We start from the raw sequence: 14,276 nt of genomic DNA on the forward strand, positions 1-14,276 counted from the left end.
GCAGGCGCTCTGCCAACTGAGCTATGGCCCCTGGAGATCGTCCTACAGCCTACCGGGGGAGGAGGAGTGCCCGCTCGCCATGGTGCCATGTGGTCCCCGTGGATCGTCGTGGGCAGGTCCCCGGAAACCTTCCACGAGCATGGGGAGCTCGGCGATGCTGCCGATCACGTGGGTGGCGCCGGCGGTCTCGAGGCGAGTGCGGTCGTGGGCGCCGGTGAGGGTGCCGGCGACGATGGCGGCGCCGGAGCGGCGGCCGCTGCGCATGTCGCTCTCGGTGTCGCCGCAGACCGCGATGTGGCGGACGTCGTCGACCTTCACATGCAGCGCGGCGGTGAGGATCATGTCTGGGTACGGGCGGCCGCGGCCGCCCGCGTCGGCGGGGCAGAGGAGCAGGTCGGCTCGTTTCCACCAGCCGAGGGTGTCGATGATGTGGCCGAGTGTCCGGCTGCTGAAGCCGGTCATCAGGCAGATGCGCACGCCGGACGCGGCCAGGGCGTCGATCGCCGTCTCGGCGCCGGGTATCGGGGACAGGCCGACGCGGTCGATGATCGAGTCGTACGCCTGCTCGAACGCGTGGTTGGCCGCCTGGGCGCGGTCCTCGTCGGCGAAGACCTCGCGGAAGATGTCGAGCTTGGACCTGCCTCGCGCGGCGTGCACGCGGGTCATGGCCCGGTTGTAGGTGTCGGTGCCGGAGACGATGCCCTGGGTGGCCAGTGCCTCGCTGAAGGCTCGCTCGCCTATCCCGTCGTCCGCGACGGTCGTACCGGCGAGGTCAAGACAGGCGAGCGTGATTCGCGACTCGTCGCCCACGCCCGCCCCCCGTTTTACCTCGCCGGCACGTTGAAAACATCTCTCAGCTGTCGGACGACGTCGCCTCGGTCCACAGGTCCAGCTCGGCCCGGTCCTGCTGAAGCCGGCGCCAAACCGCGAATCCACCGAGGGCGACCAGCGCGAGAACAATGAGCTTCTTCACGATGGGAACCCCTTCAAACCTCGACTAGCACTGCCCTCGCAGCCTAGCAACCACCAGATGACCCCGCGTCGCTTCCCCCGGCGCGTCACCGATCATCCGGCGTGTCGTGATCCCGCAGCAGGTCTACCGTGCATGACGGGACCTTCTGGTTCCCTCCGGGCGCTCGGAGGTGCTGTCACCGGTGCGTCCCGTGGGCCGGCTTCGGATCTCCTCCGGCTCGGGTTCGGGGACCCGTCCCGGCTCGGGCTCCACCGGGAGCGCCGCGCGGGCGGTGAGCACCTGCCCGATGAAGAAGTCGTAGAAGAGGATTCCGATGATGCCTCCGATCAGAGGGCCTGCGATCGGTATCCACCAGTAGTTGTCGAACCATTGGAAACGCCCGGGCAACGCGATCGGTCCCCACCCGAGCGCATAGCTGAAGAGGCGCGGGCCGAAATCGCGGGCCGGGTTGATGGCGTATCCGGCGTTGACGCCGTAGGTCAGCCCGATCCCCGCGACGACCAGTCCGATCATCAGTGCCGAAGTGTTGCCCTTCGGTGCGTTGTTCCGGTTGTCGATCAGCGCCGCGACGAGCGCGACGAGGATCGCGGTGCCGACGATCTGGTCGACGAACGGACCGCCCCAGGACCCGTTCCAGTATTTAGCGGGGAACGTCGCGAATATCGCGAACGTGTCGAGCGACTGCCCCCTCGTGGTGTGATGTGTGCTGGTGAACCAGTCGATGGCGCCCCAGTACACCGCGTAGACAAGGGCGGCGCCGCAGAAGGCACCGGTGACCTGCGCGAACCAGTACGGGACGACCTTTCGCCAGGGGAAGCCCCGGCGCAGGGCGAAGCTCAGGGTGACCGCCGGGTTGATGTGCGCTCCGCTCACCCCGCCGGCGGCGTACACCGCGAAGGCGACCCCGAGCCCCCAGCCCCAGATGATGATGAGCCAGTTGGCGGGGCCGAAGGGGGCGAGGGCGAGGTTCTGCCGACCGGAGCCGGGTAGGCCGGCGACGGCGACCGCGACCGAGCCGTCACCGAACAGGATCAGGATGAAGGTGCCGAAGAATTCGGCGAGGAGTTCTCCGCCGAGTCGGGCCCGTAGCCGCCCGAACGGGATGCCACTGGGACGTCGAATCTCTCCCACAGTCGCCATGGCCGATCGCGTCTCCTCTCCGGGAGCGGATCACCGCCGTCACGGAGCGGCCTCTTCGGCGTGAATCCGTCCCCCACAGGAGCGGCTGACGCCGATGGACCGACCGACGGCGGCGGCCAGCGGAGGAAGCAGACACCGACACCACAGGAGCGATCGGCAGCCGGCGAAACACCCCCGCATATCCGCACGACCTGCAACAACTCATGACTTACCCCCCTCGCTGTCCACTCAAGCCACCCCCTCTCCCGGCGCGCCGCACGCGATGGTCCTACGGCGCCGATTCCCCCGGCGGGTCGCGGATCATCTGGATGGCGCGGTTGTTCGGCGCCGCACCGGGCATTTGCTTCAAACTCCCGATATCCGGCGGAGGAGAGCATGCTGAAGGGCATCGACGTCTCCAGCTATGAGGGCACGGTCGACTGGGACGCGTGGAAGCGCAAGGGCCTGGCCTTCGCCGTCGCGAAGGCGACCGAGGGCCGTACGATCCGGGATTCGAAGTTCTCCCGGAACTGGAGTGAACTGCGGCGAATCGGCCTGGTCCGCGGTGTCTACCACTTCGCGCACCCGGGCAACGACGCGAGCGCTGAGGCGGACTTCTTCCTCAGCACCGTACGGCCGCGGGGGCTGGAGGCCGGCGACCTCCTGGTGCTGGACCTCGAGCGGACCGACGGGAAGTCCCCCGCGCACGTCTCCTCGTGGGCGCGAACGTGGTGCTCACGAGTGGCGAAGGCGACCGGCTGCGACCCCATCCTCTACACGTTCCTGTCCTTCGCCCAAGAGGGGAACTGCGCCGGACTCGGCGGCCATCCCCTGTGGATCGCCGACCCGTCCCGTACGGCGGGCAAGCCGCGAGTTCCGGCGCCGTGGAAGCACTGGCTGCTGCATCAGTACGACCAGGACCCGATCGACGCCGATGTGGCGAACGTCTCCACGGCGGCGGCGCTTCGCGCGTACGGGATCGGCGGGCGGGACGACACGGCCATCGTCGTCAGTCTCGGAGCGGGCCGGGACCAGAGCGTCGCGCCCGGGGCGACGGAGTCGATCGCCTGGCACACCGAGTACACCGACCGGCATGGCGTGCACGCCGCCGACGACTCCTCGGTGATCGTCGACGCGCCGTACTGGGTCGTGGGGGACGCCCTCGTACGGGTGTCCGGGATGCGTCCCGACGATCCCGTGGACATCATGTGGACACGGATGACGCGGGACGGCACCACGGTGAAGGATGACGCGTGGCGCGTGACCTACCGTGCCGACTCGACGGGCGGCCTCGCGGTATCGCACTCGGGCCAGGTGGGGATCGCCGGTGACGTGCGGTTCCGCCTCCGTGTCCACAATCCGAACCCGGTGCCCATCACGGTGTCCGGGTCGACGATTGCAGGCCTCACCCTCCTGGCGTACTGAGCGACGGCCGGTTCTCCACTGCCTGTGGAAAACCCGCCGCCTCAGCACCCGGCGCGCCCGGTATCTCCCCCTGTAGCCACCGAGTTGTCCACAGCTCTTGTGGATAACCTGTCGATGGTCGAGCGGTGATCATCACGAGTAGTGTCACCGCATGCACGTCGACAGGTCCCTGGCGTGGGTCACCGTGCGAACCCCTCTTGCCACGGGCGACCTGCGGGTCGCGGTGACGGACCGGGGAGTGGTCGCGGCGGCCTACACCGCCGGCGGGGCCGCCGGGCTCCCCGCCGGCCCGCAGATCGCGAACCCGTCCGACGACCGCCGGGCCGCGGCCGTGGTGAGCCGGATCACCGAGTACTTCGCCGGCCTGCGCCGGGAGCTCGACCTGCCGATCGACTGGCGGTCGACCTCGGGGATCCAGTCGACCGTCCTGCGAACGCTCCAGCGAACGGTCGGCTACGGCGAGACCATCACGTACGGGGTGCTCGCCGAGCGCAGCGGCGTGTTCGAGGAGGAGCCGGCCGAGCCGGGATACGCCGCCCGTACGGTCGGCACGATCATGTCGACCAACCCGATCTCGCTGCTCGTGCCGTGTCACCGGGTCGTCGCCGCCGACGGGCTCGGCGGGTTCGGATCGGTCGGCCTCGACGTCAAGCGCTGGCTGCTGACGTTGGAAGGCGTCCTCCCGCCCACCCTCGATTGGACGGGCCCGGGCTGACGAGGCCCCGCCGTACGAGCGGCTCGTCTCTGTCGCCTTCCGACGGTCCCCGGTAACCGTACGGGCGTCTCGCCGTTACCTCAGAACCGTTCGTCGAGGTCAGGCGGCATATCCGGAGCACTGACACATCTCGCAAAGCCCTGCAAATGAAGTTTGTTAGCTGTTTTCCTCACATACCGCCATTTCGGATTCACTTACCGCTCGCTCCGGCGTGGCTCTGGGGAGCGACTCTCGCGCTTGGGAAGCCCCAGAGAGGAGATTGCCCGTGAAGCGCGCGATCGCCGTCACCGCCCTCCTGCCCGCCCTGCCCCTCCTGTCCGTCGTCCTCGCCACTCCCGCCTCCGCCGCACCGCCACCGCCACCGAGCACCGCGACCGTCAAGAAGGAACTCGCCAAGCTGAAGGTCCGGCGGGAAGGCTCGCTGTCCGGGTACAGCCGGGCGAAGTTCCCCCAGTGGATCGACCAGGGCCACAACTGCAACACCCGCGAGGTCGTGCTGAAGCGCGACGGCGCGAAGGTCCGCGTCGGCTCCGACTGCTACCCGACCAAGGGCCGCTGGTACAGCCCGTATGACGGGAAGTACCTCACGAACCCCCACAAGGTCGACATCGAGCACCTCGTGGCACTCGCGGAGGCCTGGCGCTCCGGAGCGCGGTCCTGGAGCACCGCGAAGCGCCGTGCCTTCGCCAACGACCTGCGGCATCCAGAGCTGTGGACCGCCGACGACCCCATCAACCGGCAGAAGGGCGGCAAGGACCCGGCGCGTTGGCTGCCGCCTCGCCGCGCCTTCCGGTGCACGTACATCCGGGCCTACGTCAACGTCAAATACGTCTGGGGCCTGTCCGTGGACTCGGCCGAGAAGAAGGCGATCAGCGCGGTCCTCAAGGGCTGCTGAGGCCCTGGGCACGCCAAGACCCGCCCTGACGTGCGCCTCGGACCGCCCGCCCTGCTCAGGGCGGGCGGTCCGCTCACGGCACCAGCACCACCTTGCCGACGGTGGCGCGCGTCTCCAGTGCCCGGTGCGCCGCCGGGGCGTCCTTCAAGGGGAACGTCTGCACGGCGGGCACCAGGCGCCCCTCCGCGGCCTCCGCCAGCGCCCTCTCCTGAAGGCCGCGCAGACCGCCCGGGCGGCGAAAGATCCCCGGGCCGAGCGCCACGGAGGCCGACAGGCCACGCTTGAACAGGTCGGCCGACGTGAACTGGACCGGTTCGCCCGCGGACCAGCCGAAGAGGACCAGCCGTCCACCGGGCGCCAGCAGCTCGAACGCGGCCTGGCCCGCCTCGCCGCCGACGCCGTCCAGCACCAGAGTGACCCCGCGGCCGTCCAGGGACTCCCGGACCCGGTCGGTCCAGTCCGGCACCGTGTAGTCGGCCGCGATCGTCGCCCCCGACTCCCGTACCCGCGCGACCTTGGCGTCGCCGCCGGCGACACCGACGACCGTGGCGCCGGCGTTCCGCACGGCCTGGACGAGCAGCGTGCCGATCCCCCCGGCGGCCGCCGTCACCAGTACGACGTCGTCCGCCGTCGGCTGCGCGACGTCGAGGATGCCGATCGTCATCCGGCCGGTTCCGACCATCGCCACGGCGGCGCCGTAGTCGAGCCCGTCGGGGAGAGGGTGCAGGTCGGCGACGTTCGCGACGGCGCGTTCGGCATATCCGCCGCTCGCCATGCCGAGGTGGACCACCACGCTCCGGCCGAGCCACGCCTCCTCGACGTCGTCGCCGAGCTCGTCGACGACGCCGGCCACCTCGCGCCCGGGCGTCATCGGCAGCTCCGGGAGCCCGAACGGCCCCTCGTACGAGCCCTTGCGGAGCATCGTGTCGACCAGGTGCACCCCGCACGCCCGTACGGCGATCCCGACCTGACCCGCGCCGGGCCGTGGATCGGGGACCTCCTCGTAACGCAGGTTCTCCGGCGGCCCGAACTCTTGCTGACGGATGGCGTGCACAGCGTTCTCCTCATTCGGTCGGTACGTGCGCGTCCACCCTGCAACCTCAACCATGATTCAGGTCAACGCGCCGGCCGAACGATGCGAGACTGGCGACATGGCCGACGACCACGAGCACGACCCCGCGTGTGCCGCCGCGCACGGTCAGGCGCCCGGCGTGGCGGACGACCGTACGCTCATCGCCGTGTTCGCGTCTCCGGTGGCCGGCTTCCTGATGCGGTTCGGCACGGAGCTCGGATTCCGGTGCCTGCTACTGGAGCCCGACCCGGAGCGGGCCGCGGTCGTGGCCGCTGGCTCCGCCGAGGTGGTCACCACCCCGCCGTCCGGCCTCGACGGTACGGCGGACGTCGTCGTCACCGACCATCACCGGCCCGAGCTGGGCGTCGTCCTGCGCGACCTGCTGACCCGGCGGGTCCGGTGGATCGGCGTGATGGGCAACCCGCGCCATGAAGGACCACACGTACGCCTGCTGACCGCGCTGGGCGTTCCGGCGGAGGAGATCGCCCGCGTGCACCGGCCGGTCGGGCTCAACATCGGCTCTCGTACGCCTCCGGAGATCGCCGTCGCCACGCTGGCCGGGCTCCTCGCCGACCGCAACGGACGGCCCGGCGGCTTCGCCTTCTGATCCCCCGGAGGCGCCGGGGTTTCGCGGATTCGCGGGCTCGCGGGGCTCGCGGGGCTCGCGGGGCTCGCGGGGCTCGCGGGCGAGTTCACGCCCCGAGTTCGCGCCCGCACAAATCGTTGTGCTCAGCCGCATGCGCCCTGGTCCGGCGACGTTCATGTTTAGCCCGATTCCTAATGGTGATGAAGAAAGCGCCATCTCGAAAGGAGAATGAAATGGGCATCGTGATCGCCGTTCTGATCCTCGCGCTTATCCTCGGTGGCGCCGGTTTCGCCGTCCACGTCCTCTGGTACATCGCGCTCGCCGTCCTGGTGCTGTGGCTACTCGGCTTCGTCCTCCACGGCTCCGAGGCGGCCGGCGGCCCGCGCCGCCGCTGGTATCGATGGTGACCTCCACGCCCTTCTGACCTCCGGCGACCGTCTCTCCATCGGAGCGGACGGTCGCCGGAATGCGTGCTGGACGATGAGTTTCCCGTACCTCTCGGCGCACTGAACGGTGCCGGAATTTTGCTTCGTTGTTGTTTACTGAAAATAAGCGGTCAATTACGAGGAAACAGCGAGCACATCCGCTCCCGAGGCAAGCGCCGCACGACCCTGATGGATGAGACACGTGACACTCATGAGATAGTCGGCGACGACTGCATCCCCCAGAGAAAAGCGGTGGCATGACCGACCTTCCCGTCCAATGGTTCGAGGGCCACGACGGCGCCAAGCTCGCCTACCGCGAGCTGGGAGACGGCCGGCCCGTGGTGCTGATCCACGGCTACTTCTCCACCGCGACGGTCAACTGGATCCGCTACGGCCACGCCGCGGCGATCGCGGCGCGCGGCCATCGCGTGATCATGCCGGACCTGCGGGGGCACGGCGACAGCGCCAAGCCGCACGCCCCCTCCGCCTACCCGCCCGACGTGCTGGCCGACGACGGCTTCGCGCTCATCGACCACCTCGGGCTCACCGACTACGACCTCGGCGGCTATTCGCTGGGCGCCCGGACGACCGTACGGATGCTGGCCCGGGGCGCGACACCTCGCCGGACGATCCTGGCCGGAATGGGGCTGGAAGGCATCGTCGACACCGGCCAGCGCGGCGACCACTTCCGCCGGATCCTCACCGGCCTCGGCACGTTCGAGCGCGGCACGTCAGAGTGGATGGCGGAGGCCTTCCTGAAGACGGTCGGCGGCGACCCGGTGGCGCTGCTCCACGTCCTCGACACGTTCGTCGACACGCCACGCGAGGAGCTCGGCCGGATCGAGGTGCCGACCCTCGTCCTCGCGGGCGACAAGGACCGCGACAACGGCTCCGCCGAGGCGCTGACCGAGGCCCTGGCGAACGCCCGGCACGCCGTCGTGCCCGGCGACCACATGAGCGCGGTCACCAAGCCGGACCTCGGCACGGCGATCGCCGACTTCCTCGACGACGCTTCTCAGGTGTAGGCCGTCGCAGCCGGGACCGCCCGGCCCCATCCCACCGGCCGGTAAACCGGAGGTTTTCGCAGGGCGTCTTGATCATGAAAAGCGGCGTTCCGGACGGCCTCCGTTTCGAGCGCCGCGCTCGTCGTTTCTGGGAGGAAGACGCATGCGAAAGACGCTCGCCGGTGCGGCCGCCGCGGCCATGTTGACCGGTGTGTTGGCCGGCGGCCAGGCAGATGCCGCCACCTCCCCGTGGAAGCTCGCCCAGAAGAACGACCTGCCGACCTCGAACTCGGTGACCGCCCTGTCCATCAGCGCCGGCGGGAGCGCATGGGCGGGCGGCTACCAGGGCGTCGGCAACAAGACGATCCCCTTGGTGCAGCACCTCTCCGGTAAGAGATGGGTGACCCACTCCGTGCCCCCCGGGGTCACCGGCAGTGTCAAGTCGCTCGCCGTCTCGGCGAGTACGAACGTGTGGATGTTCACGGCCTACGGCTCCGGCAACAACCGTGCCGGTCACTGGGACGGCAAGAAGTGGACGACGACGAACCTGCCCGACTTCTTCGTCCCTACCGGCTCCGCCGCCATCAGCCCGTCGAACGTCTGGGCGGTCAGCGCCGACAACGGTGACGGGACGCCCGCGAAATACGCCGAGCACTGGACCGGCAAGAGCTGGAAGAGGACCGCCGTCCCGGCCGCCGCCAGCGCGGTCGGCGCCTCATCGCCGAAGAACGTCTGGGCCGTCGGCACCTACCAGCGGCAGCCGGCCGTGATGAGCTGGAACGGCACCTCCTGGAAGCTCGTGAAGACCCCGAAGATCAAGCTCGCCGGCACCAACGCGCGGGGCATCCTCTACGACGTCCTCGCCCTGTCGTCGAAGAACGTGTGGGCGGTCGGCGGACTCGAGCGGTACTGCGGGGAGGACGGCGACAGCATCTGCGCCAAGCCGCTCATCATGCACTGGAACGGCCGGACCTGGAGCGTGGCCGTGGACGCGAAGGAGTCCCACTCGTACGCCAAGGTGGCCTCCGACGGATCCGGCGGCCTGTGGCTCCTCCGTGGCCGCTGGAGCGCGGACCTCGTCCACAAGGTCGGTTCCAAGCTGACCGTCACGAAACCGCCGCAGACCGCAGGCGCCGACAACTCCCTGTCCGCCCTCGCGGCGCACGGCACGACCGTCTGGGCCGCCGGCGAGGCGGTCGCCCGTAGCACCGGCAACTCCAGCGGAATCTACTTCCGCAACCACTGACACGACCGGTACGGGCCGGCGAACTCCATTCCCGGCCCGTACCCACCCCTCAGGAGCCTGCGGGCAGCAGGCTCGTCGGTGGCGTACGGGGCCGGGACGGCGGGCACGGTCGGGACGTGAGGAGGCGTCAGGTCGTGAGGAGGCGTCAGGCCAGCGAGCGGACGTCCGCGACGTCGTACTCGGCCACAGACGCCGCGAGCATCGCCGCGCTCTGCTCCGCACTGGGGCCGCTGCCGCGAAAGGTCACGACGGCCTCCTGAGAGTCCCAGCGCTCGAAAACGTTGATCCGTCCAGGCTCGATCGCGAGACCGCGAGGTCATTCCAACGGCGCGAGTACGAAAGTCTGTTGCGCGGCAATGTGATCATGGACGCATGCGGGTGAGATTTCCTCGACTGCCGGACGGCAAGCGCTCGTACAGCGTGGTGGAGCGTTCGGATGGTGTCCGGTATCGCGTGCATGAGGGAGTGGCCGGTCCTGACCTCCCGCACGACGCGGTCCACTTCATCGTCGAGCGCGAGATGGAGGAGGATGGCGGCTTCTGGGGAGCGGTAGCCGCGGGGGCGGTGTTCTCCAGCATGGAGCATCTCGACGGCCGTCGTCCGCCGCATGCCAAGGAACGCTCAGAACGGGCAATACGCTCCCGCTCCGATCGGTTGCAGCGTGCGGAGTTGATGGCGGGCCTGGTGGAGCGCATCGCGGCGGAACGACTCACCTCCATCGACGCCGTCGCCAAGGCGGCCCGGGAAGCACTGTCTACGCTTCCCGATACAAAAGTCGACGAGTCGAAGGCCATCAGGGCCGCAACGGCGCTCCAGGACACCGCCGGGCGCTGGGCGGCACTCGTTCCCGGTGATGAGCTGGTTCTGGAATGGCCCGGAAAGCGGCGACACCGACACCGGTAGAACCCTGTTGGTGAATCCGCGGCACGCCACCTGGTGCTGCCGAGCCCATTCCCGAGCCGGATGCTCCCGGCTCTGGCGGGCCGAAAGCCGGCCGTTGCCGTCACCACTGCTGTCAAAAGCCCCCGCCGGAGACCCGGCGGGGGCTGTGACCTGGGTGGGCCTAGGTGGACTTGAACCACCGGCCTCATCCTTATCAGGGATGCGCTCTAACCGACTGAGCTATAGGCCCGTGCAGCTGCTCCCGGCTCGGACGACCAGGAGGCGACGTCGAGAAACAGTACCCGATCGTCGGCCCCAACAGGAAATCGAATCCGGTCTTCCGTCCTGGGGCGGCCGCGGGATTACTGGTCGGCCTCCTTCAGCGTGACCTCCACACCGCCGACGAGGTCGGCGGCCATGTTGTAGATGACCGACCAGACGGTCGCGAGTGCGGTGATGAGGAGGACGTTGAGCGTGCCGATCAGGGCGGTGTAGCCGAGGATGCGGGCCGCGGAGAACCAACTGGCGGGGTTCAGGGCGTCCTTGCCGTTGGTCTTGCCCTGCAGGTCCTGGATCGTGTTGGTGAGCGCGTCGAAGACGCCCAGCGCCGACAGGATCAGGTAGAGCACGGTGACCGCGACGAACAGCACCAGGAAGCACACCAGTGACATGATGAAGCTGAACTTCATCACCGACCACGGCTCGAACCGCGCGACCTGAAGGTGGGCCTTGCGCGGGGACTTCCGGCCGGCCGTCTTGTCGGGCGGCGAAGGGGTGCCTGCCGGCCGCCGGGCGGGCTCGAGGGCGGTGGCGGAGCCGGAGCCGGACCCGTACGACGTGGAGCCGGACCCGTAGGACGGCGTGGAGCCCGCCGGAGAGCCGGTGCCGCCGAAGCCCGGACTCGTCTTTGGAATGTCCATGGACGTCGTCCTACCCGAGGCGGAGCCTGCTTCTCCGGTGTTCGACTTTTCCTTGCCCGACCCGTCACTCGTCGATCCACGGGAGACGAGCCGGTCCTTGCTTCCGGCGGCGTCGCCCGTGGGATCGGGCTTCTTGTTCTTGGACGGCAGCTTGAGGTCCATGACGGTGTCCTCGGTGCCGTCCTTCTTCGCCGCGAGGTCGACGACCGTGTCCTCGGCCTTGTCGGCCGGCTCCACATCCTTCTCTTTGTCGTCGGTCTTCTTGACCGTGACCTCGTCGGTCGGTGGTTTGTTCGCGGCGCTGGTCTTCTTCCCCGTACCGCCCTTGTCGCCTGCCCCGGTGGAACGCCCCGACTTCCCGTCGGCGTCCTTTCCGGCGTTGGCCGTCATATAACCTCCCCGGGGAGGCGACGCGCCATCAGGCGTCTCACGCGTCGCTCCCTTCCCCGGACTCTGCGTCCGGCTCAGCGTCGGTGTCCTCGATGGACTCCACGTTCCTCGCGATGGCGACCACGCTGTCCCCATCGGCGAGATTCATTAGGCGTACCCCCATCGTGGAGCGCCCAGACTGCTTGATCTCGGCCGCTCGCGTACGGATCACGCCACCGCTGGCAGTGATGGCGTACACCTCATCCTCGGGCCTGACCATGAGGGCACCGACCAACCTGCCGCGATTCTCCACGATCTTAGCGGTCAGTACGCCCTTTCCCCCACGACCGTGGATCGGGTATTGGTCGGCGGGGGTGCGTTTTGCGTATCCACCCTCGGTGGCGACCAGAACGTCCTCGCCTTCGAGGACGACGTGCATATCGAGAACTTCCTGGCCATCGTCGAAGCGCATGCCGATGACACCGGCCGTGGCGCGTCCCATCGGGCGCAGGACGTCGTCGCGGGCGGGGAAGCGGATTGCCTGCGCGCCGCTGCTGACCATGAGCAGGTCGTCCTCGGGTGAGACCAGGCGGGCGGCGATGACCTCGTCGCCCTCATCGAGGTTGATCGCGATGAGGCCGGCGGAACGCGGCGAGTCGTACGCCGACAGGTCGGTCTTCTTGACGCGGCCCTGCTTGGTGGCGAGCACGAGGTACGGGGAGACGCCGTAGTCGCGCAGGTCGAGGACCTCGGCGATGCGCTCGTCGGGCTGGAAGGCCAGCAGATTGGCCACGTGCTGACCACGGCTGTCCCGGCCCGCCTCGGGCAATTCGTACGCTTTTGCCCGATATACCCGACCCTTATTCGTGAAGAACAGAATCCAGTGGTGGGTCGTCGTCACGAAGAAGTGGTCGACGATGTCGTCCTGTTTGAGCTGGGCGCCGCGTACGCCCTTACCGCCGCGCTTCTGCGCACGGTACATGTCGGTCTTGGTGCGCTTGGCGTAGCCGCCGCGGGTGATGGTGACGACGACGTCCTCTTCGGCGATGAGGTCTTCCATCGACACATCGCCCTCGAAGGGGATGATCTGGGTGCGGCGTTCGTCGCCGTACTTGTCGACGATGGCCTTCAGCTCGTCACCGACGATCGAGCGCTGCCGATCCGGCGAGGCGAGGATGTCGTTGTAGTCGGCGATCTCCGCCATGAGCTTGTCGTACTCATCGGTGATCTGCTGGCGCTCCAGGGCGGCCAGCTTGCGCAGCTGCATGTCGAGGATGGCCTGCGCCTGGATCTCGTCGATCTCCAGCAGCTGCATCAGGCCGTTCTGGGCCTCGGCAGCGGACGGCGAGCGGCGGATCAGCGCGATGACCTCTTCGATCCGGTCGAGGGCCTTGAGCAGACCGCGCAGGATGTGGGCGCGCTCCTCGGCCTTGCGCAGCAGGAAGCGCGTGCGCCGGATGACCACTTCGATCTGGTGGTCGACCCAGTGGCGGACGAACTGGTCGAGGCGGAGCGTGCGGGGCACGCCGTCGACCAGGGCGAGCATGTTCGCGCCGAAGGTCTCCTGCAGCTGGGTGTGCTTGTACAGGTTGTTGAGGACGACCTTGGCGACGGCGTCCCGCTTCAGGACGATGACGAGGCGCTGGCCGGTACGGCCGGAGGTCTCGTCCCGTACGTCGGCGACACCGCTGATCTTCCCTTCCTTCACCTGCTCCGCGATCTTCAGAGCGAGGTTGTCGGGGTTGACCTGGTAGGGCAGCTCGCTGACGACGAGGCAGGTGCGGCCCTGGATCTCCTCGACCTCGACCACCGCGCGCATGGTGATCAGGCCGCGGCCCGTACGGTAGGCCTCCTCGATGCCCCGGCGGCCGACGATCAGGCCGTAGGTGGGGAAGTCGGGGCCCTTGATCCGCTCGATGAGCGCGTCGAGGAGCTCCTCGTCGTTCGCCTCGAAGTTGTCGAGGTACCACTCGACGCCGGCCGCCACCTCGCGCAGGTTGTGCGGCGGGATGTTGGTGGCCATGCCGACCGCGATGCCGGCCGAGCCGTTGACCAGCAGGTTGGGGAAGCGGCTGGGGAGGACGTCGGGCTCCTGGGAGCGCCCGTCGTAGTTGGGCGAGAAGTCGACGGTCTCCTTCTCGATGTCCCGCAGCATCTCCATGGCCAGCGGCGCCATCCGGCACTCGGTGTACCGCATGGCCGCGGCCGGGTCGTTGCCCGGGGAACCGAAGTTGCCGTTGCCGTCGACCAGGGGGTAACGCATCGCCCACGGCTGCGCCAGGCGTACGACGGTGTCGTAGATCGAGCTGTCGCCGTGGGGGTGGTAGTTACCCATGACGTCACCGACGACGCGCGCGCACTTGAAGTAGCCGCGGTCGGGGCGGTAGCCGCCGTCGTACATCGCGTAGAGCACGCGCCGGTGCACCGGCTTGAGACCGTCGCGCACCTCGGGCAGCGCCCGCGCGACGATGACCGACATCGCGTAGTCGAGATAGCTGCGCTGCATCTCGACCTGGATGTCGACCGGTTCGATCCGGTCGGCCGGGCCTTCCGGCGGCAAGGTAACGTCCGTCACCTGAAACCTCTTCCCGCTGTTGAGTCAGTGGCCGGGCGACACCGGGGATCGGCCCGGTGCCCGCGCGTCG

14 protein-coding genes and 1 tRNA gene are annotated in these 14,276 nt (G+C 68.8%); 8 read left to right on the forward strand and 7 right to left on the reverse strand.

From position 1 onward, the window contains the following. Positions 1 to 42: 42 nt before the first annotated feature. The 3 genes from ACYVF7_RS00005 to ACYVF7_RS00015 form a co-directional block, all read right to left on the reverse strand. A complete protein-coding gene (locus ACYVF7_RS00005; RefSeq protein WP_460332825.1) occupies positions 43 to 810 on the reverse strand; it encodes an HAD family hydrolase in 768 nt (255 codons plus the stop codon). A gap of 43 nt (positions 811 to 853) precedes the next feature. Then, the gene (locus ACYVF7_RS00010) at positions 854 to 973 is read right to left on the reverse strand and encodes a DLW-39 family protein (protein WP_252785262.1); all 120 of its coding nucleotides are present in this window, start codon (positions 971 to 973) and stop codon (positions 854 to 856) included. Between the two features lie 123 nt (positions 974 to 1,096). After that, positions 1,097 to 2,113 (reverse strand): MIP/aquaporin family protein, encoded by a 1,017-nt coding sequence (locus ACYVF7_RS00015; protein WP_460332829.1) that lies wholly within the window; start codon positions 2,111 to 2,113, stop codon positions 1,097 to 1,099. A 375-nt stretch (positions 2,114 to 2,488) separates the two neighbouring features. On the opposite strand from ACYVF7_RS00015, the gene ACYVF7_RS00020 reads away from it, so the two are divergent. The 3 genes from ACYVF7_RS00020 (at position 2,489) to ACYVF7_RS00030 (ending at position 5,127) form a co-directional block, all read left to right on the forward strand. Continuing rightward, complete coding sequence (locus tag ACYVF7_RS00020; protein ID WP_460332832.1) at positions 2,489 to 3,517, forward strand: glycoside hydrolase family 25 protein; 1,029 nt, start codon at positions 2,489 to 2,491, stop codon at positions 3,515 to 3,517. A 151-nt stretch (positions 3,518 to 3,668) separates the two neighbouring features. Further along, on the forward strand, positions 3,669 to 4,232 hold the full coding sequence (locus ACYVF7_RS00025) for a methylated-DNA--[protein]-cysteine S-methyltransferase (protein WP_460332835.1): 564 nt from the start codon (positions 3,669 to 3,671) through the stop codon (positions 4,230 to 4,232). 265 nt (positions 4,233 to 4,497) lie between these two features. After that, positions 4,498 to 5,127: an HNH endonuclease family protein gene (locus tag ACYVF7_RS00030; protein WP_460332838.1), complete on the forward strand. Its 630-nt coding sequence runs from the start codon at positions 4,498 to 4,500 to the stop codon at positions 5,125 to 5,127. Positions 5,128 to 5,200: 73 nt separating this feature from the next. On the opposite strand, the gene ACYVF7_RS00035 is transcribed toward ACYVF7_RS00030, so the two are convergent. After that, entirely contained in the window at positions 5,201 to 6,181 is a 981-nt protein-coding gene (locus ACYVF7_RS00035; RefSeq protein ID WP_460332841.1) for a zinc-binding dehydrogenase, read from the reverse strand. A gap of 97 nt (positions 6,182 to 6,278) precedes the next feature. Between ACYVF7_RS00035 and ACYVF7_RS00040 the strand changes: the two genes are divergently transcribed. The 5 genes from ACYVF7_RS00040 to ACYVF7_RS00060 all read left to right on the forward strand — a co-directional run bounded on the left by ACYVF7_RS00040 (position 6,279) and on the right by ACYVF7_RS00060 (position 10,363). After that, on the forward strand, positions 6,279 to 6,806 hold the full coding sequence (locus tag ACYVF7_RS00040) for an XdhC family protein (protein ID WP_460332844.1): 528 nt from the start codon (positions 6,279 to 6,281) through the stop codon (positions 6,804 to 6,806). 212 nt (positions 6,807 to 7,018) lie between these two features. After that, positions 7,019 to 7,192, forward strand: a complete 174-nt coding sequence (locus ACYVF7_RS00045) for a hydrophobic protein (RefSeq protein ID WP_360882088.1) — start codon at positions 7,019 to 7,021, stop codon at positions 7,190 to 7,192. A gap of 275 nt (positions 7,193 to 7,467) precedes the next feature. After that, on the forward strand, positions 7,468 to 8,235 hold the full coding sequence (locus tag ACYVF7_RS00050; RefSeq protein ID WP_460332847.1) for an alpha/beta fold hydrolase: 768 nt from the start codon (positions 7,468 to 7,470) through the stop codon (positions 8,233 to 8,235). 142 nt (positions 8,236 to 8,377) lie between these two features. Continuing rightward, a complete protein-coding gene (locus ACYVF7_RS00055) occupies positions 8,378 to 9,460 on the forward strand; it encodes a hypothetical protein (protein WP_460332852.1) in 1,083 nt (360 codons plus the stop codon). Positions 9,461 to 9,832: 372 nt separating this feature from the next. Beyond that, positions 9,833 to 10,363 carry a hypothetical protein gene (locus ACYVF7_RS00060; RefSeq protein ID WP_460332855.1) on the forward strand — a complete coding sequence of 177 codons (531 nt, stop codon included), beginning with the start codon at positions 9,833 to 9,835 and terminating at the stop codon, positions 10,361 to 10,363. 155 nt (positions 10,364 to 10,518) lie between these two features. On the opposite strand, the gene ACYVF7_RS00065 is transcribed toward ACYVF7_RS00060, so the two are convergent. The 3 genes from ACYVF7_RS00065 to gyrA all read right to left on the reverse strand — a co-directional run bounded on the left by ACYVF7_RS00065 (position 10,519) and on the right by gyrA (position 14,206). After that, positions 10,519 to 10,592 (reverse strand) — tRNA-Ile (locus ACYVF7_RS00065). Positions 10,593 to 10,704: 112 nt separating this feature from the next. Then, positions 10,705 to 11,652 carry a DUF3566 domain-containing protein gene (locus ACYVF7_RS00070; RefSeq protein WP_460332858.1) on the reverse strand — a complete coding sequence of 316 codons (948 nt, stop codon included), beginning with the start codon at positions 11,650 to 11,652 and terminating at the stop codon, positions 10,705 to 10,707. 37 nt (positions 11,653 to 11,689) lie between these two features. After that, positions 11,690 to 14,206 (reverse strand): DNA gyrase subunit A, encoded by a 2,517-nt coding sequence (gyrA, locus tag ACYVF7_RS00075; RefSeq protein ID WP_460332861.1) that lies wholly within the window; start codon positions 14,204 to 14,206, stop codon positions 11,690 to 11,692. Positions 14,207 to 14,276 lie beyond the last annotated feature (70 nt).

This window comes from Actinoallomurus acanthiterrae, assembly GCF_054775715.1.

Bases quoted from the DNA above. Each gene is read 5' to 3' on its own strand.
- ACYVF7_RS00015 (WP_460332829.1), bottom strand. From the start codon at position 2,113: ATGGCGACTGTGGGAGAGATTCGACGTCCCAGTGGCATCCCGTTCGGG.
- ACYVF7_RS00020 (WP_460332832.1), top strand. From the start codon at position 2,489: ATGCTGAAGGGCATCGACGTCTCCAGCTATGAGGGCACGGTCGACTGG.
- ACYVF7_RS00025 (WP_460332835.1), top strand. From the start codon at position 3,669: ATGCACGTCGACAGGTCCCTGGCGTGGGTCACCGTGCGAACCCCTCTT.
- ACYVF7_RS00040 (WP_460332844.1), top strand. From the start codon at position 6,279: ATGGCCGACGACCACGAGCACGACCCCGCGTGTGCCGCCGCGCACGGT.
- ACYVF7_RS00045 (WP_360882088.1), top strand. From the start codon at position 7,019: ATGGGCATCGTGATCGCCGTTCTGATCCTCGCGCTTATCCTCGGTGGC.
- ACYVF7_RS00050 (WP_460332847.1), top strand. From the start codon at position 7,468: ATGACCGACCTTCCCGTCCAATGGTTCGAGGGCCACGACGGCGCCAAG.
- ACYVF7_RS00055 (WP_460332852.1), top strand. From the start codon at position 8,378: ATGCGAAAGACGCTCGCCGGTGCGGCCGCCGCGGCCATGTTGACCGGT.
- ACYVF7_RS00060 (WP_460332855.1), top strand. From the start codon at position 9,833: ATGCGGGTGAGATTTCCTCGACTGCCGGACGGCAAGCGCTCGTACAGC.
- ACYVF7_RS00070 (WP_460332858.1), bottom strand. From the start codon at position 11,652: ATGACGGCCAACGCCGGAAAGGACGCCGACGGGAAGTCGGGGCGTTCC.